This is a genomic window from Tepidanaerobacter acetatoxydans Re1 (assembly GCF_000328765.2).
GTDB classification, from domain to species: Bacteria; Bacillota; Thermosediminibacteria; order Thermosediminibacterales; family Tepidanaerobacteraceae; genus Tepidanaerobacter; species Tepidanaerobacter acetatoxydans.
The window spans coordinates 522475-549206 of the sequence record NC_019954.2; the positions used below are offsets into that span (position 1 = coordinate 522475).

Annotated in this window: 27 protein-coding genes; 21 read left to right on the forward strand and 6 right to left on the reverse strand. The window is 37.9% G+C overall.

The window, feature by feature from the left end:
* The first annotated feature begins 78 nt into the window (after positions 1–78).
* The 7 genes from TEPIRE1_RS02430 to rimI all read left to right on the forward strand — a co-directional run bounded on the left by TEPIRE1_RS02430 (position 79) and on the right by rimI (position 5781).
* Complete coding sequence (locus TEPIRE1_RS02430; RefSeq protein ID WP_013777607.1) at positions 79–1290, forward strand: HD-GYP domain-containing protein; 1212 nt, start codon at positions 79–81, stop codon at positions 1288–1290.
* 31 nt (positions 1291–1321) lie between these two features.
* Positions 1322–2032, forward strand: coding sequence for a gamma-glutamyl-gamma-aminobutyrate hydrolase family protein (locus TEPIRE1_RS02435; RefSeq protein ID WP_013777608.1), 711 nt, complete (start codon positions 1322–1324; stop codon positions 2030–2032).
* Between the two features lie 33 nt (positions 2033–2065).
* Positions 2066–2884 carry a M55 family metallopeptidase gene (locus tag TEPIRE1_RS02440; protein ID WP_013777609.1) on the forward strand — a complete coding sequence of 273 codons (819 nt, stop codon included), beginning with the start codon at positions 2066–2068 and terminating at the stop codon, positions 2882–2884.
* 17 nt (positions 2885–2901) lie between these two features.
* On the forward strand, positions 2902–4065 hold the full coding sequence (locus TEPIRE1_RS02445) for an amidohydrolase (RefSeq protein WP_013777610.1): 1164 nt from the start codon (positions 2902–2904) through the stop codon (positions 4063–4065).
* A 93-nt stretch (positions 4066–4158) separates the two neighbouring features.
* A complete protein-coding gene (gene tsaE / locus TEPIRE1_RS02450) occupies positions 4159–4614 on the forward strand; it encodes a tRNA (adenosine(37)-N6)-threonylcarbamoyltransferase complex ATPase subunit type 1 TsaE (RefSeq protein ID WP_013777611.1) in 456 nt (151 codons plus the stop codon).
* Entirely contained in the window at positions 4611–5336 is a 726-nt protein-coding gene (gene tsaB, locus TEPIRE1_RS02455) for a tRNA (adenosine(37)-N6)-threonylcarbamoyltransferase complex dimerization subunit type 1 TsaB (RefSeq protein ID WP_013777612.1), read from the forward strand. The genes tsaE and tsaB overlap by 4 nt, the downstream gene beginning before the upstream one ends.
* Positions 5317–5781 (forward strand): ribosomal protein S18-alanine N-acetyltransferase, encoded by a 465-nt coding sequence (rimI, locus tag TEPIRE1_RS02460; protein WP_013777613.1) that lies wholly within the window; start codon positions 5317–5319, stop codon positions 5779–5781. The genes tsaB and rimI overlap by 20 nt, the downstream gene beginning before the upstream one ends.
* On the opposite strand, the gene TEPIRE1_RS02465 is transcribed toward rimI, so the two are convergent.
* Genes TEPIRE1_RS02465 through TEPIRE1_RS02475 form a run of 3 tightly spaced genes read right to left on the reverse strand, consistent with a single transcriptional unit; the run spans position 5773 to position 9186 of the window.
* Positions 5773–6246 carry an acyltransferase gene (locus tag TEPIRE1_RS02465; RefSeq protein ID WP_013777614.1) on the reverse strand — a complete coding sequence of 158 codons (474 nt, stop codon included), beginning with the start codon at positions 6244–6246 and terminating at the stop codon, positions 5773–5775. The genes rimI and TEPIRE1_RS02465 overlap by 9 nt on opposite strands.
* A 22-nt stretch (positions 6247–6268) precedes the next feature.
* Positions 6269–7279 (reverse strand): tRNA (adenosine(37)-N6)-threonylcarbamoyltransferase complex transferase subunit TsaD, encoded by a 1011-nt coding sequence (tsaD, locus tag TEPIRE1_RS02470; protein WP_013777615.1) that lies wholly within the window; start codon positions 7277–7279, stop codon positions 6269–6271.
* 14 nt (positions 7280–7293) lie between these two features.
* Positions 7294–9186: an ABC-F family ATP-binding cassette domain-containing protein gene (locus TEPIRE1_RS02475; RefSeq protein WP_013777616.1), complete on the reverse strand. Its 1893-nt coding sequence runs from the start codon at positions 9184–9186 to the stop codon at positions 7294–7296.
* Positions 9187–9593: 407 nt separating this feature from the next.
* Between TEPIRE1_RS02475 and TEPIRE1_RS02480 the strand changes: the two genes are divergently transcribed.
* From TEPIRE1_RS02480 to TEPIRE1_RS02505, 6 genes are all read left to right on the forward strand, one after another.
* On the forward strand, positions 9594–10439 hold the full coding sequence (locus TEPIRE1_RS02480) for a fumarate hydratase (RefSeq protein WP_013777617.1): 846 nt from the start codon (positions 9594–9596) through the stop codon (positions 10437–10439).
* Complete coding sequence (locus tag TEPIRE1_RS02485; RefSeq protein WP_342294233.1) at positions 10436–11014, forward strand: Fe-S-containing hydro-lyase; 579 nt, start codon at positions 10436–10438, stop codon at positions 11012–11014. The genes TEPIRE1_RS02480 and TEPIRE1_RS02485 overlap by 4 nt, the downstream gene beginning before the upstream one ends.
* 45 nt (positions 11015–11059) lie before the next feature.
* Entirely contained in the window at positions 11060–12274 is a 1215-nt protein-coding gene (locus TEPIRE1_RS02490; protein WP_013777619.1) for an NAD(P)-dependent malic enzyme, read from the forward strand.
* Positions 12275–12478: 204 nt separating this feature from the next.
* Positions 12479–12958 carry a UPF0236 family transposase-like protein gene (locus tag TEPIRE1_RS14215; RefSeq protein WP_015294945.1) on the forward strand — a complete coding sequence of 160 codons (480 nt, stop codon included), beginning with the start codon at positions 12479–12481 and terminating at the stop codon, positions 12956–12958.
* Positions 12901–13944, forward strand: coding sequence for a UPF0236 family transposase-like protein (locus tag TEPIRE1_RS14055; protein WP_023211370.1), 1044 nt, complete (start codon positions 12901–12903; stop codon positions 13942–13944). Before TEPIRE1_RS14215 ends, TEPIRE1_RS14055 begins: the two co-directional genes overlap by 58 nt.
* Positions 13945–14431: 487 nt before the next feature.
* Complete coding sequence (locus TEPIRE1_RS02505; RefSeq protein WP_013777620.1) at positions 14432–15313, forward strand: DMT family transporter; 882 nt, start codon at positions 14432–14434, stop codon at positions 15311–15313.
* A 35-nt stretch (positions 15314–15348) separates the two neighbouring features.
* Here TEPIRE1_RS02505 and TEPIRE1_RS02510 read toward each other — a convergent pair whose 3' ends face one another.
* The gene (locus tag TEPIRE1_RS02510) at positions 15349–17493 is read right to left on the reverse strand and encodes a YcdB/YcdC domain-containing protein (RefSeq protein ID WP_013777621.1); all 2145 of its coding nucleotides are present in this window, start codon (positions 17491–17493) and stop codon (positions 15349–15351) included.
* Positions 17494–17787: 294 nt separating this feature from the next.
* Between TEPIRE1_RS02510 and TEPIRE1_RS02515 the strand changes: the two genes are divergently transcribed.
* Both TEPIRE1_RS02515 and TEPIRE1_RS02520 read left to right on the forward strand, forming a co-directional pair.
* The gene (locus tag TEPIRE1_RS02515; protein WP_231848314.1) at positions 17788–18372 is read left to right on the forward strand and encodes a glycerol-3-phosphate responsive antiterminator; all 585 of its coding nucleotides are present in this window, start codon (positions 17788–17790) and stop codon (positions 18370–18372) included.
* Between the two features lie 22 nt (positions 18373–18394).
* On the forward strand, positions 18395–19066 hold the full coding sequence (locus TEPIRE1_RS02520; RefSeq protein WP_013777623.1) for an MgtC/SapB family protein: 672 nt from the start codon (positions 18395–18397) through the stop codon (positions 19064–19066).
* On the opposite strand, the gene TEPIRE1_RS02525 is transcribed toward TEPIRE1_RS02520, so the two are convergent.
* Both TEPIRE1_RS02525 and TEPIRE1_RS02530 read right to left on the reverse strand, forming a co-directional pair.
* Positions 19063–19368 (reverse strand): EscU/YscU/HrcU family type III secretion system export apparatus switch protein, encoded by a 306-nt coding sequence (locus TEPIRE1_RS02525; RefSeq protein ID WP_013777624.1) that lies wholly within the window; start codon positions 19366–19368, stop codon positions 19063–19065. The two genes, TEPIRE1_RS02520 and TEPIRE1_RS02525, sit on opposite strands and share 4 nt — an antisense overlap.
* A gap of 28 nt (positions 19369–19396) precedes the next feature.
* Complete coding sequence (locus tag TEPIRE1_RS02530) at positions 19397–20434, reverse strand: hypothetical protein (protein ID WP_013777625.1); 1038 nt, start codon at positions 20432–20434, stop codon at positions 19397–19399.
* Positions 20435–20770: 336 nt separating this feature from the next.
* Between TEPIRE1_RS02530 and TEPIRE1_RS02535 the strand changes: the two genes are divergently transcribed.
* The 6 genes from TEPIRE1_RS02535 (at position 20771) to TEPIRE1_RS02560 (ending at position 26728) form a co-directional block, all read left to right on the forward strand.
* Complete coding sequence (locus TEPIRE1_RS02535) at positions 20771–22105, forward strand: NCS2 family permease (RefSeq protein WP_013777626.1); 1335 nt, start codon at positions 20771–20773, stop codon at positions 22103–22105.
* Positions 22106–22551: 446 nt separating this feature from the next.
* Positions 22552–22884, forward strand: coding sequence for a hypothetical protein (locus tag TEPIRE1_RS02540; protein WP_013777627.1), 333 nt, complete (start codon positions 22552–22554; stop codon positions 22882–22884).
* On the forward strand, positions 22877–23923 hold the full coding sequence (locus TEPIRE1_RS02545) for a V-type ATPase subunit (RefSeq protein ID WP_013777628.1): 1047 nt from the start codon (positions 22877–22879) through the stop codon (positions 23921–23923). The genes TEPIRE1_RS02540 and TEPIRE1_RS02545 overlap by 8 nt, the downstream gene beginning before the upstream one ends.
* 20 nt (positions 23924–23943) lie before the next feature.
* Entirely contained in the window at positions 23944–25950 is a 2007-nt protein-coding gene (locus TEPIRE1_RS02550) for a V-type ATP synthase subunit I (RefSeq protein WP_013777629.1), read from the forward strand.
* A 37-nt stretch (positions 25951–25987) separates the two neighbouring features.
* Positions 25988–26407 carry an ATP synthase subunit C gene (locus TEPIRE1_RS02555; RefSeq protein WP_013777630.1) on the forward strand — a complete coding sequence of 140 codons (420 nt, stop codon included), beginning with the start codon at positions 25988–25990 and terminating at the stop codon, positions 26405–26407.
* Between the two features lie 12 nt (positions 26408–26419).
* Positions 26420–26728 carry a V-type ATP synthase subunit F gene (locus TEPIRE1_RS02560; RefSeq protein ID WP_013777631.1) on the forward strand — a complete coding sequence of 103 codons (309 nt, stop codon included), beginning with the start codon at positions 26420–26422 and terminating at the stop codon, positions 26726–26728.
* The last annotated feature ends 4 nt before the right edge of the window (positions 26729–26732 follow it).

Below are 26732 nucleotides of genomic sequence, written 5' to 3' on the forward strand. Positions count from 1 at the left end.
TCTAAAAAAAGGAGGATTATGTAATATTATTTAGAATATATAAAATGATAAAATATAGAGTGACGTTGGGGGATAAAGATGAAGATAAAGACAAAGACGAAGACCCGGTTTTTTACGGAGCTCATGATGGCACTGTCTTTAATGATGGATTTAGATGAAAACAGGAAAATCTATCACGCATGGAGGGTTGCAATTTTAGCTGAAAGAATGTCGCGAAAAATATTACCCGAATATAGAACTCAGATATTTTATGCAGGACTTTTGCATGATATAGGTGCAATATCTTTAAAGGAGCACGTGATTCACTACACAGATATAGAAGAACATTTTAAAAATCCCGTACTGTTAAAACATAGCGAAAAGAGTGCTCAAATCGTAAGTGAAATAGGTCCGCTAACTATTGCGGCAAATATGATAATAGAGCACCATGAGTATTGGGACGGCAGGGGATACCCGAAAGGCCTAAAAGGCAACAACATAAACTTGGGAGCACAGATATTAAGAATTGCCGATACCTTTGATATTTTAGCTAGAGTAAAGCCCCCGCTGGATCTAAATGGAGTAAAAACTATTCTTTTCGCACGCAGAGGCTCGGAGTTTTCAGATTTAATGTGTGAGCTAATGATTGCGACCCTGGAAGAGGGTAATTTTTTTGATGAAATTATGGATGAAAAAAGAGTTTCAGAAATGCTGCCGAAAGCTATGAGGGAGTTGCCTCCTTTTGACTTAACAGCATGCAACATAGATATAAGAAATGCAGTCAAAGTGTTTGCTCAAGTCATTGATGCCAAGCACAGTTATACGGCAGGTCACTCGGAACGTGTAGCACTTTATACATATAGGCTTGCTAAGGGTATGGGTTTATTTGAGGAAACGGCTAAAAAATACGAGATAGCCGCATATTTACATGATGCAGGGAAAGTAGCAGTACCCAAGAGTATATTGGATAAACCCTCAGCCCTGACGCTGGAAGAGTTTAAGCTTATGAAAAGACATCCGGTGTATACAATGGAAATTATCAGCATGATAAGCGAACTAAAAGATTTGGTACCTGTGGCGGGAGGCCATCATGAAAGATACGACGGCAGAGGATATCCTGACGGTGCTAGTGGAGAAAATATTCCATTGGGTGCACGAATAATGGCAGTAGCGGATTCCTTCGATGCAATGACGTCTTTTAGACCGTATCAAAAAACTAAGAGCAAGGATGAGGCTAAAAAGGAACTGATAAAAAATGCAGGAAGTCAGTTCGACCCCGAGATAGTCAAAGTTGCGACGAGGGTGTTATGAAGTATAAAATATAAGAAGGGACGTATATGAAATGCTGCCTCTTATAGGAATTACCATGTCTTTTGATTATGATAAAAATCAGGCTCAACTAGGTGAAAAATATTTTCATGCGGTACAATTAGCCGGAGGGTTACCGGTTGCAATACCGCCGATTCAAGATGAAACGGCCTTGAAAGCCATGGTTGAAAAGCTTGACGGTATAATCTTATCCGGAGGGCCCGACATAGACCCTTCATATTATAATGAAAAACCAAGTACTAATCTAGGAGATGTAAATCCCTGCAGAGATACTGCTGAAATGTTTCTTGCCGATGAGATGCTAAGAGTCAAAAAGCCTTTATTGGGGATATGTAGGGGTATGCAAGTTTTAAATGTAGTTTTGGGTGGAACATTATTTCAGGATATCCCCACCGAGTTTAAACAGCCTTTAAAACATGTTCAGAGTGCACCTCGCTGGCATGGCACACATGAAATTGAAATTGTCGAAGAAGATTCTGCTATTTTTCAAATTTTAAGGAAAAAACACTTATGTGTAAATAGTTTCCACCATCAAGCGGTAAAAGAACCGGCAGCTAGCTGTAAAGTTTCTGCATTGGCTTCGGATGGAGTTGTCGAAGCCATAGAACTAAGGGAAGTGGATATGTTTTGCATTGGGGTCCAGTGGCACCCGGAGGAAATGATGGGGGATGCTGCATTTTTACGCATATTCGAATCCATGATAGATGCTGCAAAGCGGTGTTAAAACAAATAAGCCGACGGTTGGAGGAGGATTATTGTGAAAATATATATTTCAACTGATATGGAGGGAATTTCCGGAATTACTTCCATGCATCAAATAAATTCCGGCGCACGTGAGTATGAAAGAGCAAGAAGGATGATGACAAGTGAGGTTAATGCCGTAATTGAAGCGGCCTTTGAAAACGGAGCAAAGGATATTGTCGTAAATGATGCCCATGGAGATATGGATAATATACTTATTGAAGAATTGGATTCTAGGGTTTCACTTATCAGTGGAAGCCTCAAACCGCTTAGTATGATGGAAGGTATTGATGAATCATTTGATGCGGTCTTTTTTGTCGGATATCACGCTCGAGCAGGAAGCAGTGAATCAATAATCGACCATACATATACTTTTCGCGTATTAGAGGCAAAGATAAATGGCAGGCCTGTAAGCGAAGCAGGATTAAACGGGCGACTTGCGGGGTATTATCATGTTCCAGTAGCTTTTGTGTCAGGAGATCAAAATGCCATAAGATGTGCTCGAGAGGAACTGAATGAACATGTGGGAGTGGCGGTGAAACGTGCATTAGGGCGCACTGCTGCTGTGATTTATCCATTTAGTCGAGTTGAAGCTCGTTTAAAAGCAGGTGTGGCTGAAGCCATGAAAAAAATCCCATCATTTAAACCAACAGTGGAAAAAGCCCCCGTGGAATTAGAGGTAACTTTTACCGTATCTGATATGTCGGCAATGGCGCAGCTTATACCAGGTGTAATGAAAAAAGATGCACGTACGGTAATTTATACAGGAAGAGATTACTTAGAAACTTACAAAGTATTTAGGGTTATGCTTGCCTTAACAAGTGGTATAATATGATAAGCAGGAGGAAAAACATGTTAGCTATTGTAAATGGTAAAATATATACTATGACCGGTAAGGTTATTGATAAGGGAAGCTTACTAATCGAAGACGGCAAGATAAAGGAAGTTGGTCAAGCAGTAGAGATTCCTAAAAATGCCGATGTAATTGATGCGTCCGGGAAATATGTTTTTCCGGGTTTTATCGATGCTCACAGTCATATAGGCATTTTTGAAGAAGGAGTAGGCGATATAGGGGAAGAAGGCAATGAATGCACCAATCCTGTGACACCTCAACTTCGAGCTATTGATGCAATAAATCCCGGTGACCAGGCCTTTAAGGATGCAATAATGGGAGGCATCACATGTGCCTTCACAGGCCCCGGAAGTGCCAATGTTATCGGTGGACAGTCTATTATTATAAAGACATATGGGAAAATTATAGACAAAATGGTTGTAAAAGAGCCTGCAGGCTTAAAAATCGCATTTGGGGAAAATCCCAAAAGGGTATATGGTGAGCAGAAAAAAATGCCCGCTACCCGGATGGCAACGGCAGCTTTGCTCAGGGAAGCCTTGGTAAATGCTCAAAACTATAAAGTAAAATACCAAAAGAGTTTAAACGATCCGGATAAAGTAATTGAAAGAGACCTTAAAATGGAGATTTTATGTGATGTTCTTGATAAAAAGCTTCCATTAAGAGCACATGCTCATAGAGCAGATGATATAATGACTGCTGTGAGAATTGCCAAAGAATTCGATGTGGATATGGTTATTGAACATTGTACAGAAGGTCATTTGATAGCTGATGAATTAGCAGAATTAGGTATTCCTGCAGTGGTAGGTCCTTCGTTTTCATCTCGTTCAAAGGTAGAACTTAGAAACCTGAGTTTTACCACACCGGGAATCCTAGCAGATAAAGGTGTAAAAGTAGCCATAATGACCGATCATCCGGTTATACCAATACAATACTTACCTGTTTGTGCCGCCTTGGCAGTGCGTGAGGGCATGAAGGAAGAAGATGCTTTGGCAGCTATTACTATCAATGCAGCTGAAATTTTAGGCATTGCACAACGCCTTGGCAGTCTTGAGAAAGATAAGGATGCCGATGTAGTAATATGGAACGGATATCCGCTTGACATAAAATCTAAACCCCATTGCGTCATAGTTAACGGTGAAATAGTCTATGAAGAGGGCTGCTGATTTAGTCAAGTTTTCTTTCAATTTATTGTATTATATTTTGTGATATAATAATTTTACAAATAATTTTTAGCGGATAAAATTAGGATGAGCACAATGGAAAAAGTCTTTGAAACAAAAAATGTTGAGCAAACAGAAAAGCTAGGAGTATCGCTGGGAAAACTTCTTTCCAAAGGGGACTTTTTGGCTCTAACCGGAGATTTAGGTGCGGGCAAAACGGCTTTTACTCGAGGTATATCAAAGGGATTAGGCATAGACCACCCCGTTACAAGTCCCACTTTTACTATAATAAATGAATACCATGGTCCTGTTGCCCTTGCACACATGGATGCATATAGACTTAAAACTCTCGAAGAGCTTGAAAATATTGGGTTTGATGATTATCTAGAAGATTTTATTATTGTTATGGAATGGGCCGACAAAGTAAAGGAAATGCTGCCTGATGATGTATTATGGATAGATTTCAAAGTTGTGGGAGAAAACCGCAGGCAAATAAGATTTACAACAAAAAGTCCTCGTTATGACAGGATTATTCAGGAGCTGAGCATATGACACGGATTTTAGGAATCGATTCATCTTCAATTGTAGCGACTGCAGCCGTATTAAGCGAAAAAAAGCTTTTCTCAGAGTATATTGTAAATAATAAGAAGACCCATTCGGAAAAAATGATGGCAATCGTTGACCAAGTGCTGAAAGATTCAGGGTTAACCATAAATGACATAGATGCAATAGCGGTGGCTAAAGGGCCGGGGTCATTTACAGGAATCCGCATAGGCATGGCCTGTGTTCAAGGCATGGCACATGCCTTGAACAAGCCTTTGATAGGAGTTAATACCCTTGATGGTTTGGCATATAATCTTATGGGCACAAAAGATTTACTGTGCCCAGTGATTAATGCTCAGCGGCAGGAAGTTTATACATCTCTTTACCGTTGGGAAGACTGCAAGCTTAAAAGGCTTTGGGACTATAAATTGATTAAAGCTGATACGCTGCTTGAAGAACTTTTAGGCATTAATGAAAATATAGTGGTTTTGGGCGATGGTTTACCGATATTAGAGGATTCATTGAAAAACAGAGGAAACCAGGCAGAAGAAAATATCATTTCCGCCCACCCCGTATTTTCTATGCCTCGTGCTTCATCAATAGCAGCAGCAGCTTTGCAGGAATATATCCATGGGAATATACAAGATTGCTTTTCAATAAAACCTTTCTATATACGAAAATCCAATGCCGAGGAGAAATGGGAGGAGCATCATGGAGCAAAGAGCCGATGATGATTTAACCGTAGAGGTTATGAAAATGAAGGATCTGGATGATGTAATGGAAGTTGAACGTCAATGTTTCACAACGCCTTGGTCCCGATATTCCTTCGCATGTGAACTTACCGATAATCAATTTTCCCATTACATTGTAGTAAGGCATATTGGTAAAGTTATAGGCTATGCCGGTATGTGGATAATACTAGACGAGGCTCATGTTACCAATGTAGGGGTTCTGCCCGAATATCGTGGAAAGGGCATTGGAGAGCTGCTGATGCGTTCACTTATGGCAGCAGCTAAAAATCATGGAGCCACAAAAATGACCCTTGAAGTCCGTAAAACCAATTATATAGCCCAAAACTTATACTCCAAACTTGGCTTTGAACCGGTTGGAATCCGACGAGGATATTACATGGACGATGGTGAGGATGCGATTATTATGTGGAAAGATTCACTTTAAAGGCTTTATGGGTATTCCTCCTACAAATGCATAATCAGGCACATCCCTGTTAACCAATGAACAGGCTGAAACAGTCGAACCATTGCCGATAATAACTCCCGGCAATATGGTGACATTAGTACCAATCGTTACATCCTTTCCTATAACAACTTTCCCTTTTCCCCATTCTTTTACCATATACTCATGTGCCAATATGGTTGAGTTATACCCGATTATGGTATTATCTCCGATTTCTATGAGCTCAGGAAAGAATATGTCGAACATGGCCATTAATCCTATTGACACGTTTTTTCCTACCTTCATTCCGGTGAGCCTATACATGGAATTTTTCAACGGAAGGAAAGGCACAAACCTTGCCGTATAAATCACTATAAAATTAAAGACCGCTCTTAACGGATTAACTGTTTTATACCAAAACCACAGAGAATTAATTGGCTCTGTTCGGTGTCTTTCTACTCTACGCATAGAACCCTCCGCTAGTTATTATTTAAAATAAATTTAAGCTTGCATGAGCATTTAGAGTGAAATCATGCTTAATTCCCCGGAGAAAACGATAATAACCTGCACAAGCTATCATAGCAGCATTATCTGTGCACAGTATCATAGGCGGAAATTGAATTCTAAATTCCCCGCCGGCTCTATTGGTCAATTCATCCCTCAAGCGGCTATTGGCAGCAACACCGCCGGCCAGGGCGATTGTCTTAACGTTTTTTGCCCTTGCGGCCTTTAAGGTGTTTTCTACCAAAGCATCAACTACAGCCTTTTGAAAGCTGGCTGCCACATCCTCTACTATTATAGGTAAACCTTTTTGCTTTTGATGATTCAAATAGTTCAAAACCGCAGATTTTAGTCCGCTGAAACTAAAAGATAAGTTGTCTTCCTTAAAATGGGCCACAGGAAAAGATATGGCCGATTCATCGCCCAATCTTGCAGTTTTATCAATAAGCGGACCTCCTGGATACCCCAAACCTAAAGCACGGGCTATCTTATCGAAGGCTTCGCCGGCTGCATCATCAACGGTCCTTCCCATAAGTTCATAATCACCATAATCATTTACATAAATTAGATGGGAATGACCTCCTGACACTACAAGGCACAAAAAAGGCGGAGCGAAATCGCTTTCCAAGAAATTTGCAAAAATATGCCCTTCAATGTGATTTACGCCTACCAACGGCTTTTCAAGAGCATAAGCCAGACCCTTCGCATAGGATACCCCTACCAGCAGTGCGCCGACCAAACCGGGACCATGGGTTACCGCTACCAAATCCACGTCATCAAATTCAATGCCGGCATCTTCTACGGACTTTTGAGCTACATGGGTTATTGCTTCCAGATGCTGCCTTGAGGCAATTTCAGGAACTACACCGCCGAATTTTTGATGCTGTTTAATCTGAGAAAAAATAGTGTTCGATAATATTTTTCTACCATCATTTACCACTGATACCGAAGTTTCATCACAAGATGTTTCAATGCCTAATGTAATAAAATTTTCTTTCAAAAATATCGCTCCTTCTAACCCTCATAATCCAACTGCTCATATAAATGTTCCAAATCGCTAATTACTTGGTTGTATGCTGTATTGACCTTTTGAGAATTTTCCGGGTTGCTGTATACTTCCGGTTGGCACAGCATATGTTCAAGCTTTTCCAGTTCCTTTTCCTTTTCCAAAATACTTTCTTCTAATTGCTTAAGTCTTCTTTGCTCCTGCTTCTTTTTTTCACGTTCTTTGCGCTCCCGAAGCTTGACCTTACGAAGCAATGTTTTATTCTCTTTGTTTTCAGGGATGACCTGCTTTTTACTCTCGCTTTTTTTCTCTAAATAGTAATTGAAATTACCATTAAAATCTATAATATTGCCATTGTCAAATTCCCAAATACGAGTTGCGATTTTCATTAGAAAATAGCGGTCATGAGAAACGGCGATAATAGTTCCCTTAAAAGCCTTCAGAGCATCTTCTAGCTTTTCTTTTGACAATATATCAAGATGATTTGTAGGTTCATCCAATAAAAGAAGATTTGCCCCTTGAAGAATTGCCTTGCCTAAAGCAACCCGGCTTTTTTCTCCACCGCTAAGTACCCCTATATTCTTTTCTACATCATCATCAAAAAACAATAAACTGGCAAGAAAGGTTCTAATTTCTGTTAAACTAAGACCTGGCGCAGAATTCCATACTTCATCCAATATTGTGGCATCAGGAGAAAAGTCCTGTTGCTCTTGGTCAAAATATACCGGCTCAACATGATGGCCAAAGTGTATGAAACCCTCCTGCGGTTCAAGTTCACCTGCCAGTATCTTCAAGAGGGTGGATTTTCCTATGCCGTTTGGACCGATTATGCCTATGCGCTCGCCGCGAAACACCTTTAAATTTACATCACTCAATATATTTTTATCTCCATAGGAGAAGCCCAGATTTTCAATCTGGAGCACTTCTTTTCCGCTGGTTTCTTGAATATCAAACTTCAGCCTAACGGGAGAACTGCTATTTTTTACAATAGATTTCGGCAGCAAATCCTCCAGCCTTTTTCTCCGACTTTCTGCTTGAACATAATTCCTGTGTGAGATAAAGGTTTGAATATTGCTTTCAAGCTTTTCGATTTCCTTTTGCCTAATTTCCTCATGTTTTTGTAGAACTTTTGTCAATGCATGTTTTTTATTCACATAATCAGAGTAGTTGCCGGTATAAACAGAGATATGGTTATTTTCTAATTCAAAAATCTTGCCGACTATATTATCGAGAAAATACCGGTCATGTGACACCACCAGCAGAGCCTTTGGATAATCTTTCAAAAATGTTTCCAGCCATTGAATTGATTCTAAATCCAAATAATTAGTGGGTTCATCTAAAAGTAAAAGATCAGGAGATTCTAAAAGAACCTGACCTAAAGCAAGACGCGTTTTTTGACCGCCGCTCAGGTTTGAAATCAGTGCATCGGCATCGTTAAAACCTAAACCATTTAGAATTCCCCGTATACGACTCTGTATTTCAAATCCGCCATTTGCCTTAAAGTCTTCAAAAAGTATAGAGTATTGGTGCATCAAACCTTCTAAACGTGCTTCATTCTCATAAACCTTCGGGGAGGACATCAAAGCTTCAAGTCTATGCAGTTCTTTCTCCTGATTTTGCTGCTCTTGAAAGATAGACGAAAGGGCCTCGCCAACAGTTTGATGGGTTTCAAACTTAGCACCTTGAGCTAGATACCCAATCTTGATATTGCGGTCTATATAAATGTTACCACTGTCATAGGTCATTTGCCCTGCAAGTATTTTGAGTAAAGTAGATTTGCCGGTGCCGTTGAGACCTACCAACCCTATTTTATCCTTTTCTTCGATTAAAAAATTAATATCTTCCAGAATGGTATCTATACCAAAACTTTTATTTAAATTTGAGACATTTACGATAGCCATTTATATCACCAAATATACTATTGATTATAATGCAGAAAGCTGGATGGTGAATATGACACCACCTAATTATAAATTCAAACAATGTTCACCAAAACCATAAGTATATGTTAACACAACCTTAATATAATTGACAATAAAAGTTACGCAAATAGAGAAACACGATTTTACTGTAAAAAGTCAATTTTGACCTAAAATATGAACACCCTGTTTTTATTATAATAAGGCATACCATATGTTGACCATAAATTTATAAAAAAGAAGTTTCTGCGGTAGAATCAAATATATATAGATAAAAGAAAATAAAAAATAAAGAAGGATTTTGGTTAAATTAATCGAAGTAAATAACCATAAAATAGAATCACGCAAGCAGCTTAACACAAACAAATTAAAGAGGTGAAAATTATTAAATGAGAGAGGTAAATGCAAAGGTAATTCAACAGACTGTTAAAGAATTATTTTTAGAGGCAAATTATGTAATCGGAAAAGACATTTTGGATAAGTTGCGGCAGCAGTATGAAACAGAAGAATCACCCATAGGAAAATCAGTAATTAACCAGATAATTAAAAATGACGAAATAGCTGTGGAAGAAAAAATAGCACTATGTCAGGATACAGGTATGGCAGTTGTTTTTATAGAACTAGGCCAAGAAGTGGCAGTGGTAGGCGGAGATTTTAATGATGCTATAAATCAGGGGGTTAAACAGGCCTATACCAAAGGGTATCTGCGCAAATCAGTTGTAAACGATCCTTTGTTTGACAGAGTGAATACAAAATACAATATACCAGCCATAACACATATAACTATAGTGCCGGGTGATAAAATAACGATTAACGTAACTGCTAAAGGATTTGGCAGTGAGAATATGAGCAGAATAAAGATGTTAAAACCTGCTGATGGCATACAAGGTGTTAAGGACTTTATTGTAAAGACTGCCGTTGAGGCAGGGCCTAATCCGTGTCCCCCGATTATTTTAGGTGTAGGCATCGGGGGGACGATGGAAATGGCGGCAATTTTAGCAAAAAAAGCTACAACGAGGCCCGTGGGGGAGCATAACAGTGATGTGAGATACGCAAGGCTTGAAGATGAAATTCTAAATGAAATAAATAAATCCGGCATAGGCCCGGCCGGGTTGGGAGGCAGGACTACGGCACTTTCGGTAAACATTGAATACTTTCCCACACATATTGCCGGTCTTCCTGTAGCGGTAAATATTTGCTGTCATGCAGCAAGACATGCGCAAAGAGTTATATAAAGCGAGGAGGCAAGGAAATGGAAAAAAGCATTAGGATAAAAACGCCTGTTACTGATGAAGAGATTAGAAAGCTAAAGGCTGGAGATAATGTTTTAATAACCGGAGTGATTTATACGGCAAGAGATGCAGCTCACAAGCGACTTATAGAACTTATAAATCGTGGGGAAAAGCTGCCTATTGACCCAAAAGGCCAGATTATATACTATGTAGGTCCAGCACCAGCAAAACCGGGATATGCAGTAGGACCGGCAGGTCCTACCACAAGCTACCGAATGGATTCCTATACACCGCCTTTGTTGGAGCTGGGACTAAAAGGCATGATTGGAAAAGGCCTAAGGTCCAAAGAAGTAATTAATGCCATGAAAGAACATGGCGCAGTATATTTTGCGGCCGTAGGCGGAGCCGCAGCTCTGATTTCTAAGAGTATTAAAAAAGCCGAAGTCGTTTGTTACGAGGACTTAGGCGCCGAGGCCATACATAGATTTTATGTGGAAGATTTTCCTGCAATAGTCGTCATAGATTCATATGGCAATAATCTTTATGAAAGTGAACCCCCGAAATACAGAATTCAATAGCAAGTTCAATTGTCTTAAATAAAAAAACAAGGGAGGCTTACAAATATGGATTTAAAACAAGAGGCATTGCAACTTCATATGAAACATCAAGGTAAGATAGAAGTAATCAGCAAAGTTCCGCTGAAAAATTCAAGAGATTTAAGTCTTGCTTATACACCGGGTGTAGCCGAACCATGCAAAAAAATAAAGGAAAATCCAGATTCTGTATATGAATATACGGCTAAAGGACGCATGGTTGCGGTAGTTACCGATGGCTCAGCTGTGCTGGGTTTAGGTAATATCGGAGCTGAGGCTGGTATGCCTGTGATGGAAGGAAAGGCTGTTCTCTTTAAAAACTTTGGCGGAGTGGATGCTTTTCCTATATGCCTTGATACACAAGACGTAAACGAAATAGTGGATACTATAAAACATATAGCCCCAACTTTTGGAGGAATTAACCTGGAAGACATAGCGGCTCCCAGGTGCTTTGAAGTTGAGAAGAGATTAAAACAAGAACTTGATATTCCGGTGTTCCATGACGATCAACATGGTACAGCCGTTGTGGTTTTAGCGGCCATTATCAATGCTCTTAAAATAGTTAAAAAAGACATAAAGGATGTTAAAGTTGTCATAAGTGGAGCAGGAGCCGCCGGCGTGGCCATATCTAAACTGCTGCTTTCGGCGGGAGTTTTTGATGTTGTGGTTTGCGACAGTAAGGGTATAGTGTCAAGGGATAGAACAGATTTAAATAAGAGCAAACAGGAATTAGCTGATATTTCAAACAAGCAGGGTTTAAGTGGAGATATTTCTTGTGCCCTAAAAGACAGCGATATATTTATCGGAGTATCTGGCCCGGGTACTGTTACTAAAGATATGATAAAAACCATGGCAAAAGATGCCATAATATTTGCACTGGCTAATCCGGTGCCTGAAATATACCCAGATGAGGCTAAGCAAGCCGGGGCAAAAGTAGTGGGAACAGGGCGTTCGGATTATCCCAATCAAATAAACAATGTCCTTGCATTTCCAGGTATTTTTCGTGGAGCCTTGGAGGTAAGGGCTTCTGATATAAATGAAGAAATGAAACTTGCAGCTTCGTATGCCATAGCTTCTCTTATAACACCTGAGGAACTGTCACCGGAATACTGCATTCCAGGTGCATTTGACAAAAGAGTAGCGGCTCATGTAGCCTGCGAAGTAGCAAAAGCAGCTATGAAGTCAAAAGTTGCAAAAATTAAAATTGATGCCGAAGAGCTTAAAGAATCAATGATGAAACAGTAGAACACTTTAATTTAAAAGGCAACATATAAACCCTGCAGAGATAAAATTCTGCAGGGTTTATGTATGATGTGTAATTTAGGTTAGAGTAAAATTATAGTATGCAAAGTAGGCACAAAAAAGGGCACCCTGCAAAGCAGAGTAGCCCAGAACATGCAAATCCTGTATAATAATGTTAACACACAAAAAAATACAGGAGTGAAATGCATGTTCAATATAAGTTTACCCTTAAATGACATAGACTTCAAGACCCTAGAGAAAGAAATATACCAAAGGGTATTAAAATATGGAAGAGAAAAGATAAAATCAATCTTAGAAAAACTAGATGTAATGATAATGGAAAGTCGAGACAAAGCCAAATTTCGCAACATATGTATAAAAAAGACATCAATCAAAACAGTAATGGGAACCATTGAATACAGCAGAAGGATATATAGATACTATGACGAAGATGGAAACAAGCATTACATAAGCCTGCTAGATGAGTATCTTAAAATGGACAAAACCATAGGCCAAATGTCAGCAAACCTAGTAGAAAAAATAATAGAAAACGCAACAAACATGTCATACAGAAAAACTGCCCAAAACATTACAGAACTAACCGGCCAAGACATAAGCCATCAAGCAGCATGGGACGTAGTTCAAAAGATGGGAGAAAAAATACAAGAACAAGAAAAACAAAAATAAAAGCATATGAAAAAGGCGAACTAAAAGGCAAAAGAGAAGTAAAAGTATTATTTGAAGAATCCGATGGTCTTTACATAAACATGCAAGGCAAAGACCGAAAAGGCGGCAGTGGCAGGAAAAAAGAAATAAAACTTGCAGTAACTTACGAAGGTTGGGAAAAGCGCTATTTTGGCAAGTGTGACGAATACGTAGTAATAAACAAAAACGTAGTAGCAGGGTTTCACAACTCAAAAGAATTTGCCGATTTAAGTGAAGCTACAGTAAGCGAAGAATATAACATAGAAAAAATACAATTAAGAATATTAAACGGAGATGGAGCTTCCTGGATAAAAGAAAGCGCTTCCCTTGCCCTAAAACATTTCCAGCTAGATAGATTTCACATATTTCAAGCCATACACAAATACATCTATGATAAAAAAGAAGCCAAAAAAGTATCAAGAATGATAAAGAAATTAAAAATAGACCAAGCCCTAAACCATATAGAACAACTAAAATATAAATGTGGCGGAGAAGCCAAAGAAGTAAAAAAACTTGAAACCCTACAACAATATCTAACAAACAACCGCGATGGTCTAATACCCTATAAACAAAGAAAAAACATTAAACTACCAGCTCCTCCCGAAGGAATTAGCTATAGAAACCTTGGTACTATGGAACATAACATATGTGACATACTCTATCTCAGGATGAAAAACCGGAAAATGAGTTGGAGCAAAGCCGGTGCCAATAATTTAGCCAAAATACTAGCTTTAAAAGCCAGTGGAAAACTACATGATAAAATTAACTCACTACTATCAGGAGAGCTTTCAGAAAGACTTACACAAGAAGTTAAAGAAATTAAGAAACCTAAGCCGAAAACAAACAAGATAAAAACAAATATATATCCTGTCCGCAGGGGAGGTATGCCCTTTTCCGGATGTTCAGTTACCAATGGCCGAAAAGCAATTCAGGATTTAATAACATATGGCGGTCAAAGCATATTTTAAAATCATTTGCTTTGCACTAAAAAGCTCTTTATGCCTCGAAAGCCTATTGATATGGGTCACCCTCTGAGATACAATTTAAAATAGCGAAATAAGCTAATTACAGGGCATTTTCGCCCGATACAATAGTGTCCAGAGGGTGTAGGAGCTCCATGCCAATAGGACCGTGGAATAAATGCAAGTTTTACAAATAGAGCTTAAATATAGATACTTTAGATTATTTTCAATCAAACTTTAGCTCATACTGGGATAGTAGACCCACTTTAAAAATCATTGATTAGAGGTGTATGATTTTATTAAAAAACAACGATTTTTTCTCTATTAAAACAATAAAAAAGCCACATTATTATGCAGGATAAAAATTTGAGAGGAAAAATGCCAACTTTTACTTGACACTAACGTAATTTAGTTGCAGTTTAAATTAAAGTCATTTTTATGTTATAATAATTTTGCTCTAGTGTTACTACATAATTGGAGGCTTGGCATCAGTATGGAAAATCAATTATTCGCTTTAGTATGCCTTTTATGGGGATCAGGCTGGATGTTTATAAAGATTGGCCTGTCTTATTTTCCACCCTTTACCTTTGGAGCTTTGAGGTATTCTATTGCAGCTTTAGTACTCTATATAGTTATGAGAATCAATCATTTGTCATTACCTACCCGTTGGGAAGACGCCAAACCTGCAGTGGTTTTTGGGATACTTAACGGTCTTTCGGGAGCAATGCTAAATTGGGGTGGGCAATTCTTAAGTTCTACATTAACATCCATGATGAATACCACAACACCTTTTTTTATGGCAATATATGCCTACTTTTTATTGGATGAAAAATTTGACAAATATAAAATTATAGGCCTGTTCATGGGTTTTGCGGGTCTTATGATAATCTTTAGCGGCGGATCGGAGATTTATGCCAAATCTTTTTGGGGAGCGATAGCTGTAGTGGTTCAATCAGCTATTTATGCTTTGGCGGCAACTTACAGCAAAAAATATAAAGTAGATATAAAGCCCATGCAGGTTGTTACCGTTCAACTTATGTCCGCCGGCTTAGTAATGACTTTGCTTGGAATTCTTTTTGAAAGAAATCAACCAATTATCATTTCTACAATGGGCATAATTTCATTGCTGTATCTTTCAATTTTTGCCGGAGCTTTGGCTTTTCTCATATATTACTATCTTTTGACTCGCATTGATGTTGTAAGAATATCATATACTTCATTTATTACCCCTATTGTTGCTACAATTGAGGGTGTTGTATTTTTGAATGACTCTATTACCTTAAGGATGATTTTAGGGCTTATCTTAACTTTGTGTGGGGCCTATGTTACGAATATATTATCAGCGAGCACGCAAAAACAAGAGAGTTCACAGTAATATTTATATTTATACCGTGAACCCTCCGATGTTTATTACTGAATATTATCGCTTTTAAGCATTCTTACCAGAATTGTTGCGGCTTGTGCACGAGTAACATCGGTTTTTGGCTTGAAGTTGCCATTGTCAGCCGATAGAAGTTTAAGGCCCATAGCTATAGTGGCATGACCTTTATACTCAGGTTTTATAGAAGCACTATCCTTTGCAATGTCTTTATAAATATCAGATAGACATGCAACCTTTTCCAGACCCATAGCTCTTACAACAAAAGCCGCTGCTTTTTCACGGGAAAGGAATCTTTTAATATCAACCTCACCTGGTTTTACCCAACCCAATTTTAAAGCTACATCGACATATTTTTGAATTTCTTCGCCGGATTCTGACTTGGCAACAGGCTGCAATTCCATGTCATCGGATATTCCTTGATTTTTAGCTATTAATAAAAGCTTGATAAATTCACCTTCGGTGATGCTTTTATCAGGGTAAAATTTGTCTTCTGCAGATTTAATAACACCAAGGTCTATTAAAAGTTGAATATCATTTTCAGCCCAGTGACCTTTAATGTCGGTAAAAATTGTTTTAACATCTTCTTCAATAGGTCTACCTTTATAGTCTAAAGGCTTGAAATCAGAGGCATCGAAGGTATATGATTTGGCGGTTTTAGGTCTGTAGACCAGTCTGTAGCTATTAGTATCATCCTTCGGGTTGTATATAGATGCATAAACCAATTCTAGCCCTATATCTTTTAAGAAACGAGCTTCTGCATCGGATTTTGCTAAGATTCCATCTGTACTGGGAAAATCTCTTTCATGCCATTGCATACGGTAGCTGGTTATATTGCCGCTTTGTGCATCTACAGTTAAGTTAAATCCGTTAGCAGTATAAGGAATTCCGTTAACTATTCGCGTATAGGTAAAGTTGTGTTCACGTATTTTTTCTAGCTCATCTACTCTTTCGTTTACTTCTTCTAACTTTACTTCTTTAAAACGTTCCGGCTGGATTTTCTCTAAAAACTCTTCAGCCTTCTTTTGGGCGGCTGTTCTATCATAATTTTGCTTAAATTCCTTTGGCTGATTACTATAATCGTAAAAATCAAAACTTAGCAGCTCTGAAGTTACTGCATTGACCCGAGCGTAAATTGATCCGCCTTCTCCGTTGTCATCGCTTTTTTCCCAACTGATACTCCAAACTTTCTGGTCAGGGTTATCATAGTCCTCATATAGATTTGCCCAACTTTGTTTATAATCATTGGGAATGGAAACGTATTTCTTGACAATATTTACAGCGGCATCTTTTGATATGCAATTTTTTGTAATTTCGACTTCTTTTGCCTCCGCAGGCGTGAAATCGGAATCCATCGCCTTTTGTGCTTCGCCGGCTCCCATGTTGTAATTATCGTAGTACACATCATTAATCAGTTCTCCCGTTATCGCATCGATTAAAAATCTTTGGGAGCTAAGGGTATAAACGAGCTTAATATTTTCCTCCCGGGTTCTGTAGTCGTAATATCGCTGGTAAATCAGCTTTAGTCCTTCTTTATCACTAAAAATTTTTTCTGCATCTTCTGGCGAAATCACCTTTTCAGCAGATGGTAAAGGTTCCCAAGACCAATTAAAGGAATAGCTTACAACTTCACCTGTATGTGCATCTACATTAATGTAAATGCCATCGTTTTCAACAGGTATATTGCTTTCTATACGGGTAAAATTAAAGAAATAGCTGTCATCGTAATCTTTGACACTTAAAGGATAAATGATTTCTTCGCGGTTAATCAATTTAGTTTTGGCAAATTCCAAAGGCTGTAATTTTTCGGCAAAGGTTTTGGCTATTTCTATAGCCTGCTCCCTGCTGTATTTAGGAATAGCCGAAGTTTTTCTGTCAGGATCATAGCCTTTGTACATGTACATATTTAAGATATTGCCGGTTTCCGCATCAATACTTGCACTTAAGCTGCCATATGGTGCTTTTGATTTGGACCAGTATAATTCCCAGACCTTTTTGTTACCGTCATTTTCATTGTAATTTATATTGAATCGGTCATAGATAGTTGTATCGAATATTTTTTTAATCTTTTCTATCGCTTTTTCCTGGGAAATACTCGTGTCAGCCAAAGCAATAGCAGGGCTGACAATTGAGAAAGCAAAAGTCAATACTAAAACTAAAGATAATAATTTTTTCATTTTTAATTCAGTCCTCCTCTATTTTTTAAGCTATATGCTAGGAACTCTGAAAGGAATATAGAAATAACTATCACCCCCTAAATACTTCTTTGTGCCTTTATTATATTTGACGGCTATTTAGAAAAAAAGTTCCCAATTAATTGTAATACATTTCAAGGCAATAAATTTCAGCAACTTTAAATCTACAAAAGTAGTAAAATTGACCAAAAAATTAAATAGCGGTATAATCTTTTTAGACAGTTATAAAAAGACAAGAGTAGTAATGTTATGCTATATAAACCTTAAAAATCGGGAGTGAATTTCTTGAATAACGAAATCTTAGCCGATATTAAAAAATATCCCATTATAGGGGCCATAAGAGATATTGATGATGTGGATATGGCTCTGTCCAGAAAACCCAAGTGCATTTTTTTACTTACGGGAAGTATTTTAAACATAAAGTACGTGGTTCACTGCATAAAAAAAGCAGGGAAGAGGGCATTTTTGCATATTGACCTTGTCGAAGGAATAAGCAAGGACAGTGAAGGAACCAAGTATATTGTAGAGGAAATCAGGCCAGATGGCATCATCACAACAAGAAGCAATTTAGCTCTTAGTGCACGCAGGATGGGAATTTTCACCATACAACGAGTATTTATCCTCGATAGCCTTGCAGTGGATACGGCTGTCAGGACCATTGATCAAGTAGAACCTGATGCAGTTGAAATTTTGCCGGGAGTATTAACCAAGACGCTAAAAAGAATTTCAGAAAGAGTGAGAACACCTTTAATAGCGGGAGGACTTATCGAAACTGAAGAAGAAGTAAAAAATGCGTTGGCTTCGGGTGCCATTGCCATTTCAACTACGAGAAAAAGTTTATGGGATATGGACTTATCATAAAAAAATAAAAAGGGGTGAAAAAATGGTTTTAAGTAATACCGAGCTAACATTAAGACTGATAATGTCGATTGTGCTGGGCGGAATTGTAGGCCTTGAAAGGGAAAGCACAAATAAACCGGCAGGTTTTAGAACTCATATTCTGGTCTGTATGGGTTCTGCTATAATTATGCTCACATCAATATTCATTTTTACCCAGTTTCAAGGCAAGACTAATCTAGACCCGGGGAGAATACCGGCACAAGTTGTAAGCGGTATAGGCTTTCTTGGCGCAGGCACTATTATCAGAGAAGGAGCTACCGTTAAAGGCCTTACTACCGCTGCCAGTTTATGGGCTGTATCGGCAATTGGCTTGGCGATTGGAGCTGGCTTTTATTATGGCGCTGCTTTAGCTACAGTGTTGATACTTATAACACTTGTAACCTTTAATAAATTAGACCAGATAATCATCCAAAGAAAGTTTTTACAATCACTCTTTGTAGTTATAGAAGATAACCCGGGTCAGTTGGGTAGGGTAGGGTCATGCTTGGGTGAGATGAATATCAGTATTAAAAATATTAAAATGGAAACCATCGAAGAAAATAAGTTGCAGATAACTTTAATGATACCCAAAATTAATAAATTGGAATTTGAAGAAATTAAGCAAAAGCTAAAAGAAATAGATGGAGTATATGATATAACAGCAGAATTTGACTAATCATCGTCAAAATAAGATTCAAAAAAGCTTTCCCTATCAACAGAATAAATAAATGCCAGTATCTCTGCTACGGCTTGATAGAGTTCAAGAGGAATTTCCTGCCCTACTTCAAGTTGAACCAATGCTTCCACTAAAGCCGGGTCCTTGTATATTGCTATATTATGCTCTTGTGCAAGTTCTAAAATTTTTTCTGCAATTATACCTTTTCCGGAAGCGATGATTTTCGGAGCATTATCTTCGGCGCTATTATATTTGAGTGCGGTTGCTTTTTTCTTTATAAAATCAGGTGATTTTTCAGTCATGGTATTTTTAGCTCACCTCTTTAAAATATCAAACCATGAGATTTATTCCTGTCGGCATGGGCTGTTCTTTAATTTCGCCAAAGAAGAAATCATCAACAGATACCTTACCGACTTTAAGTTTTATGCTTTTAATTAAACTGCTAGCGCTCTTATTCATACTTAAAACCCTTTTAGCCGCATCTAAGGCTTTTTTATCTTCAAAGGTGGATGATGCCGTTATTTTTCCGTTGGCATATACCAAGTCAATAAGCACAGCTCCTAGGTTTTTTGTATTGATAATAAAACTAAGGCATATATGATGCGCCTGTGTATTATCACGAGAAGAGAAGTTGTGAGAAACCTTTAGGTAAATATTATGATATATAGGTACAGGTACTGTATAAAAGCAAATATTATTATTCCCACCTTCATTGTGTATGAAGTTTAAGGATTTTAATGCCAAGTAATCTTTTATTATATCTGCCTTGGTTCGATTATGTATCGTAGTTTTATTCAAAGCAGAAGTTTCGTCTTTAAGTGCTACAAATTCTTGAAGTTGTTCTAAAACCTGGTCTTCAAAAGATATAGAGTCGCTATTGATGTAATTTGACAGTGCTTTATGGAATAATAAATTTTGAGATTGAGAGGATAATTCTCTTTCCAAGGCCAATGAAGATTCCTGACTATCATTATTGTTTACAACATGCCTTAGTAAATCCATAATAAGTGTCAGACGTTCTTTTTTTATGGGCAGGTTAAGTTTTGCTAAAAGTTTTAATGCAGCATTGGTTTCTATGGTTTGAGGCATGTTAAACGGCATTAAAGGTCTTGATACGACTTCTTCCGACTCTCCTTTTGCTTCATATTGCACAACTTTAAATACAATTTGTGATGCTGAAGATTCAACTAGCTTTAATTTAAGAAAATCGCCTATATTCAGATCAAGCAAGCAGTGCGCAAAAACCTCATCACCACAAATGTTTACAATGTACCCGTTTTCAGTTTTTTGTACTATATGAGCATTTATCACATCTTGAGGTTTAAAACTTCCACTCATATCAGGGGTTTTAGGTAAATAGATTTTCACGGGAACACCTCACAAGCCAAGTCTAAATTGCAATATTTATTTGATTATACCATAATAAAATAAATAATAAAAAACCTGCAGCAAAAAGCACAAATTTTAAGATAGGATTTTACTGTTTATAATACGTAACTATAATGCTATATAGTAGAAATGAAAAAAACTTTTTACCAACATACGAACTATATATTCAGCAATTAAATATATTGTTCGTTTTTTATATTGACAAGAAGGGCTTACTTTGTTAAGATATTTTACGTACGAGCAAAACGCTATAGTTCTTTTAAAAACAAATCATATCAACTAATTGAAGGCACAATTTATGAGGAGGCTTTTATAATGAAGGAGGATATCTCTATTCCAAATGGGTCAAATAGTTGGCTTGAAAGGAGATTCGAGCTAACAAAAAATGGGACAAATCCAAAAACGGAAATCCTAGCAGGCCTAACTACTTTTGTGACAATGGCGTATATACTCTTTGTAAATCCCATTACATTAGAAGCGGCAGGGATGGACAAAGGTGCGGTATTTATGGCCACTGCTCTTGCATCGGCTCTTACTACACTATTAATGGGTCTATATGCTAACTATCCTTTTGCCCTGGCTCCGGGCATGGGCTTGAATGCTTATTTTGCCTATGTTATGGTCGGCAATGTTGGCCTTTCTTGGCAGGCAGCTCTGGGAGCCGTATTTATTTCCGGCATTATTGGAATCATAGTAACACTTACAGGACTTAGGGAACTTCTGATTAATGCCATACCAATGCCTTTAAAACACGCTATGGGTGCAGGAATCGGAATGTTCATAGCATTTATAGGTCTTAAAAATGCAGGTATTATAGTTGCAAGTGAGGCTACGTATTTAGATTTGGGCAATCTTGCAGAACCCGGGCCTTTGCTGGCTGTCATAGGCCTTGTCATAATGGCAATTTTAACAGCTAGGAGAGTAAAAGGCGGTATTTTACTAGGCATTATAATAACGACCATCATTGGTATTCCAATGGGTATAACAAAATTTCCTTCAAGCATAATATCACTTCCGCCAAGTCTTGCGCCAACTTTATTCAAACTGAACATTAGAGAGGTTATGCAGATATCTTTATTCCCTGTGGTATTTTCGCTGTTTTTTACAGACATGTTTGACTCTATCGGCACATTTGTCGGTGTTGCGAGCCGTACCGGAATGATTGATAAAGAGGGTAAACTAGAGCGTGGAAATAAAGCACTGTTTGTAGACTTTATCGGAACAGTTTTAGGTTCCCTGATGGGCACAAGTACAATAACAACTTATGTAGAGTCAACTGCTGGAGTAAGTGAAGGCGGAAGGACCGGACTTACGGCGGTAGTTGTGGCAATAATGTTTGCGGCAAGCATTATTTTTTCGCCTATTGCCTTGGCCGTTCCTGGTGAAGCAGTAGCTCCTGCACTAATCTTAGTTGGTGTGTTTATGTCCAGCAGCTTAAATAAGATAAATTTCAACGATTTCTATGAAGCATTTCCTGCCTTTCTGACTATTATAATGATGCCATTTTCATTCAGCATCTCATTTGGTCTTGCCATAGGATTCGTGGCATATGTGGCGGTAATGCTACTAGGTGGAAGAGGCAAAGAAGTGCATTGGATAATGTATGCTCTTGCTGTCATATTCATACTCTACTTTGCAGTTATAAGATAATCTATCAGAATTGGTTTTGACATAAAAATCAGAGTTGCTTTAAAACGATATTCCTGCATTAAAAAAAGATGCAGGAATCTTTTTTTGCAGCAGTATCATAGCAAGTGATGATAAATTGAGTCAGCTTTAAATATGCCAAGGATGCAGAGCTTTAGACCTTTTAGCAGTCGTAGGATTTGACGTTTCTTATAGCATATGCCATTTAGAGCAAAGCAGCAATTAAAAGATTGCTCAAGCATTTATTGCTTTTAGAAAGTTTTTTGGTGTGATTTATCAATATTTGATTGCATTTGAGCATAATTAATAATTGCATTTGAGGCATAATAGTTATACACTTAGGAATAAATTTCAAAAAACGTTTTATGCAGTCTGTCCGGCTCATATGAGCTTAGGGGCAGACTTTCAAACTTTTTTACAAATTTTAATACCTTTAAGAAGGTGGTATTTTGCAAGAACGGGCTATAACTAGGTTAATAGAGCTGGATGCTAAGGTAGAGGAAATTAGAGCAGTATGGGAAAAGCGATTGGCAGAATTGGAACGTAACTATAAGGAAGAAGAACAAAGAATAGCAGCGGATTTATCACGCAAGGCAGAAGATGAAAGTAATGCGGTTATTCGGCAGATAATGCAAGAAGCACAAGAGGAAGTTAATAATCTAAATGAAAAGGCGGCTCAAGCTTTAGAAAACATGGAACAAGAATTTCAAAATGTTCATCAAAGTTTAACTTCCAAGATAATAGAGCAGGTTTTTAATATCGAGAGGGAACGTCATGGATAAAATAACTGTCTATGCAGCAGTAAACGCCAAGATAAAGGCATTGGAAGGCGAATTTTTAAAACAAGATGACTATATGAATCTCTTGCAAAAGAAGTCAGTTGCTGATGTGGCTCATTATTTAAAAGATAACACTTCTTACGGTAAGCTTCTAGAAGATATGCGTATAGATAAAGCAGGAAGAAGAGATATAGAAGATATCTTAAAGCGCAATATGATAAATAATATGGACAAATTGCTGCATTATTTTAGACATGATTACAAAGATTTTATCCGTTCATTTTATATAAAATATGAGGCTGAAGATTTGAAAGTTTTAGCAAGAGAGATATTTAATGGGGAAAAGCTGGATACTATGGAAAGGCCGCTTTCTTTTTTAGGTAAGTATAGCAGAATTGATTCTCGAAAGCTCTTAGAGTCTAAAACTGTAGAAGAGCTCATATATGCTCTGGAAGGCTCGGATTTCTTCGAAGTACTTAAGCCTTTACTTAAATTCAAAAACGAGGACCTTTTTAGGTTTGAGATGGCTATTGATACAGGTTATTTCAGTATTATAGAGAGCAGGAGAAAATACATTTCAAAACAAGATAGCGAAGTGCTCAAAAAGTGGGAAGGCATGGTAGCCGACCTCTACAATATTCAATGGATATATCGAGGCAAAAAATTCTATGCAATTTCACCGGAAGAACTTCTAAACTATACCATTAATTTTGGGGATAAGCTTAATTTTGATGCAAGAAAAGCAATGTGTTATACAAAAAGTCTTGAGCAACTTTACCACATGGCAGCAGACTTTGGATATGGATTTTTATTTAAAAAAGAAGAAATGTCTAGAGATATTTATATGGAAAGGCGAATAAACCGATTTATGTACTATAAGTTAAGAACCTTAGCTCATGAGCATCCAATGAGTGTAATGCAGACTATAGAGTATATAATATCCTTCGAATTTGAAATACGAGATATTGTTTCAATAATTGAAAGTATAAGATATGATATGCAGCCGGAACAAGCCAAAAAATTTCTTATTAAGGTTATATAAGTTGTGGGAGATGATTTTTTATGGCAGTAGAGAAGATGAAAATCGTTGGTGTAATTGGTGAAAATGCTATTTTAAATCGCGTTCTACGTCTTGTGCTGGTAGACGGTAGCATGCATACGGTAAATGCCTTAGCACGCATAAATTCCAGCGATTTTTTTCTACCTCCTAACGAAAAAAACATAAAGGCTTTAGAAGAACTGCCGTTTTTAAAACCAAATTCTTCTAAACGTGATTTTACTCATGATGAACAGATGATTGCAGCACTCCTGAATCTCTTTAGTATGAAACCTTATGTCAGGTTAGAACATCTTGGCCAGGATTATGATTATGATGAATTCATGCAAGGGCTTTCCGATATCTATGACAAGGTTTGCCGTACTGCTGATGAGGTGGATGAAAAGCTGCGTTCTATAGAACAAAAAAGAGCATATATCGATAGCCTGAAGTATCTACGGCAATATAACTTTAACATAGATATGCTTTCCAACATGAAACATCTAAGTTTTAAACTTTTAAAACTCTCTAAGGAAAATTATACTAAGCTTAAAAAGAATTATGAAAATATACCGGCTGTGGTTTTAAAGGTAGCGGAGGAAAGTAAAGATGTCATAGTAGCTGTTATAACTCCGATAATCTTGGAAGAAACAGTTGAGAGGATATTCGGTTCTTTGAACTACACCCTTCTCTCATTGCCTACATGGATATCAGGCACTGCTGCAGAGGCTATTGATGAGCTGACAGACAGTATAAAAGAGGATCAAGACGCCGTAGAATTTTTAAAAAAATCGCTAAAAGAATATAGAGTAAAGTTTGCGGAGGAGTTTGAAAAAGGCTTTTCAAGACTGGAAATGGAAGAAAAAATTGAAGAGCTCAAATCAGATATTGCTGTAGGTGATAAATTATTTTTTATGTTTGGCTTTGTGCCTATAAGCTGTGTGCCAAGGCTGGAAAACAGCCTCAAGCAGCAGTTCAAAGATGCCGTTATTGTGCTGACAGATGAAGCGGATGCAAGCGATTCTATTATAACTCCGCCTACTAAACTGAGTAATTCGAGAATCTTTAGGCCGTTTGAAACGTTGGTAAAAATGTACGGCACACCCGCCTATAACGAGATAGACCCGACTGTTTTTTTCAGTTTGACATACATGTTGCTGTTCGGTGCTATGTTTGGAGATGTAGGGCAGGGCCTTATATTGTTTTTGGCCGGGACTTTTTTGGAAATTGTAATGAAAAGGACCAGTTTAGGAGGCGTGTTAAGTAGGGTGGGATTTGCCTCCACTATATTTGGTTTTATTTATGGAAGTGTTTTTGGTTCTGAAGAAATTATTGAGCCACTTGTCGTAAGACCGATGGCAAATATAAATTTTATGCTAGTAGCAGCTATAGTCTTGGGCGTTTTCCTGACTATAGCCGGCTATATATACAACATTATGAATTCCTATATTGATCGGAATATGGAAGAAGGCATTTTCGGCAGAAATGGCGTAGTAGGGCTTGCTTTTTATTTGATAGTGTTATATGCAGTAACGCGCACAGTTCTTGTTAATAGTGGTATTTCGCCGGTGATGGTTTATACATTGATATGTCTTTTGCTCTTAATGGTGTTTAAGCAGCCGTTGGCAAACAGTATCACACATGCAGGCAAGCTTTACAGTGGCTCTCCCACCGACTATTACATCGAAGAAGGTTTTGGGATAATTGAGACATTGCTTTCAATGATGTCTAATACTATTTCCTTTATTAGGGTCGGAGCATTTGCACTAAACCACGTAGGCCTTTATATGGCTTTTGCGACTATGGGAGAGATGATTGGCTCGGCATGGGGGAATATTCTGTTGCTTGTGCTGGGAAATGTGATAATAATTGGGCTTGAGGGTTTGATAGTTTTTATTCAGGCATTGCGGCTGGAATACTATGAGCTCTTTACAAAATATTTCAGGGGAGATGGCATCGAGTATGCACCTGCAAAGATAAAGCGAAAATCGTTTAACGATAGGAAGTTAGATACTGCTCATAGCAGTGTATAAATATACAACTAACAATAAGCTTTAGGAGGTAGTCAACATGTATATAATATTATTTATTGCAATGGCTATATCAGTTTTAACTGTGGCGACAGGACTTGTTATTTACTTAATGGGAGATAGAATAAAAGCAAAAAGATTTAAGAAACTTAGCAGATTTAGTGCACTGGCTTATGCCATACTCATGGCGGTTTTTCTATTCTTTATGGTTCCGAGTACTGCAAGTGCCGCAGCTCTTCCTAATCCCGCATCGGGCTTAGGATTTATTGCAGCCGCCCTTGCTACGGGGCTTGCTACCATAGGTGCAGGTTATGCAGTAGGTGCCGTAGGTTCCTCGGCTTTAGGAGCGGTTTCCGAAGATCCGAATATACTGGGTAAAACTCTAATATTTGTAGGGCTGGCCGAAGGTATTGCAATTTATGGCTTGATTGTATCTATAATGATTCTCGGAAGATTGTAGAGGAGATATCACATGAAATGTTTTTTGATAAGTGATAACAGCACGACTCTAGCGGGTATGAGATTGGCCGGTATAGAGGGTGTTGTTGTGCATGAAAGGGAAGAAGTGCTAAATGAGCTAAAGAAATTAAAAAGAAGCCGGGATATTGGTATAGTAATTATCACGGAGATTTTGGCAGAAAAAGTACAGCATGAATTAGATTTCATGAAACGCTCAAACAGTCCTCCAATTATAATTGAAATTCCCGACAGACATGGCTTTAGACGGCCCGCCGACTTTTTGACAAAGCATATAAGGGAATCCATAGGAGTTAAGATTTGAGGTG

Bases quoted from the DNA above. Each gene is read 5' to 3' on its own strand.
- TEPIRE1_RS02430 (WP_013777607.1), top strand. From the start codon at position 79: ATGAAGATAAAGACAAAGACGAAGACCCGGTTTTTTACGGAGCTCATG.
- TEPIRE1_RS02510 (WP_013777621.1), bottom strand. From the start codon at position 17,493: ATGAAAAAATTATTATCTTTAGTTTTAGTATTGACTTTTGCTTTCTCA.
- rimI (WP_013777613.1), top strand. From the start codon at position 5,317: ATGGAGCAAAGAGCCGATGATGATTTAACCGTAGAGGTTATGAAAATG.
- TEPIRE1_RS02550 (WP_013777629.1), top strand. From the start codon at position 23,944: ATGGCAGTAGAGAAGATGAAAATCGTTGGTGTAATTGGTGAAAATGCT.
- TEPIRE1_RS02560 (WP_013777631.1), top strand. From the start codon at position 26,420: ATGAAATGTTTTTTGATAAGTGATAACAGCACGACTCTAGCGGGTATG.
- TEPIRE1_RS02535 (WP_013777626.1), top strand. From the start codon at position 20,771: ATGAAGGAGGATATCTCTATTCCAAATGGGTCAAATAGTTGGCTTGAA.
- TEPIRE1_RS02465 (WP_013777614.1), bottom strand. From the start codon at position 6,246: ATGCGTAGAGTAGAAAGACACCGAACAGAGCCAATTAATTCTCTGTGG.
- TEPIRE1_RS02445 (WP_013777610.1), top strand. From the start codon at position 2,902: ATGTTAGCTATTGTAAATGGTAAAATATATACTATGACCGGTAAGGTT.
- TEPIRE1_RS02525 (WP_013777624.1), bottom strand. From the start codon at position 19,368: ATGACTGAAAAATCACCTGATTTTATAAAGAAAAAAGCAACCGCACTC.
- TEPIRE1_RS02490 (WP_013777619.1), top strand. From the start codon at position 11,060: ATGGATTTAAAACAAGAGGCATTGCAACTTCATATGAAACATCAAGGT.
- tsaE (WP_013777611.1), top strand. From the start codon at position 4,159: ATGGAAAAAGTCTTTGAAACAAAAAATGTTGAGCAAACAGAAAAGCTA.
- TEPIRE1_RS02545 (WP_013777628.1), top strand. From the start codon at position 22,877: ATGGATAAAATAACTGTCTATGCAGCAGTAAACGCCAAGATAAAGGCA.
- tsaB (WP_013777612.1), top strand. From the start codon at position 4,611: ATGACACGGATTTTAGGAATCGATTCATCTTCAATTGTAGCGACTGCA.
- TEPIRE1_RS14215 (WP_015294945.1), top strand. From the start codon at position 12,479: ATGTTCAATATAAGTTTACCCTTAAATGACATAGACTTCAAGACCCTA.
- TEPIRE1_RS02435 (WP_013777608.1), top strand. From the start codon at position 1,322: ATGCTGCCTCTTATAGGAATTACCATGTCTTTTGATTATGATAAAAAT.
- TEPIRE1_RS02480 (WP_013777617.1), top strand. From the start codon at position 9,594: ATGAGAGAGGTAAATGCAAAGGTAATTCAACAGACTGTTAAAGAATTA.
- TEPIRE1_RS02505 (WP_013777620.1), top strand. From the start codon at position 14,432: ATGGAAAATCAATTATTCGCTTTAGTATGCCTTTTATGGGGATCAGGC.
- TEPIRE1_RS02475 (WP_013777616.1), bottom strand. From the start codon at position 9,186: ATGGCTATCGTAAATGTCTCAAATTTAAATAAAAGTTTTGGTATAGAT.
- TEPIRE1_RS14055 (WP_023211370.1), top strand. From the start codon at position 12,901: ATGGGACGTAGTTCAAAAGATGGGAGAAAAAATACAAGAACAAGAAAA.
- TEPIRE1_RS02555 (WP_013777630.1), top strand. From the start codon at position 25,988: ATGTATATAATATTATTTATTGCAATGGCTATATCAGTTTTAACTGTG.
- TEPIRE1_RS02520 (WP_013777623.1), top strand. From the start codon at position 18,395: ATGGTTTTAAGTAATACCGAGCTAACATTAAGACTGATAATGTCGATT.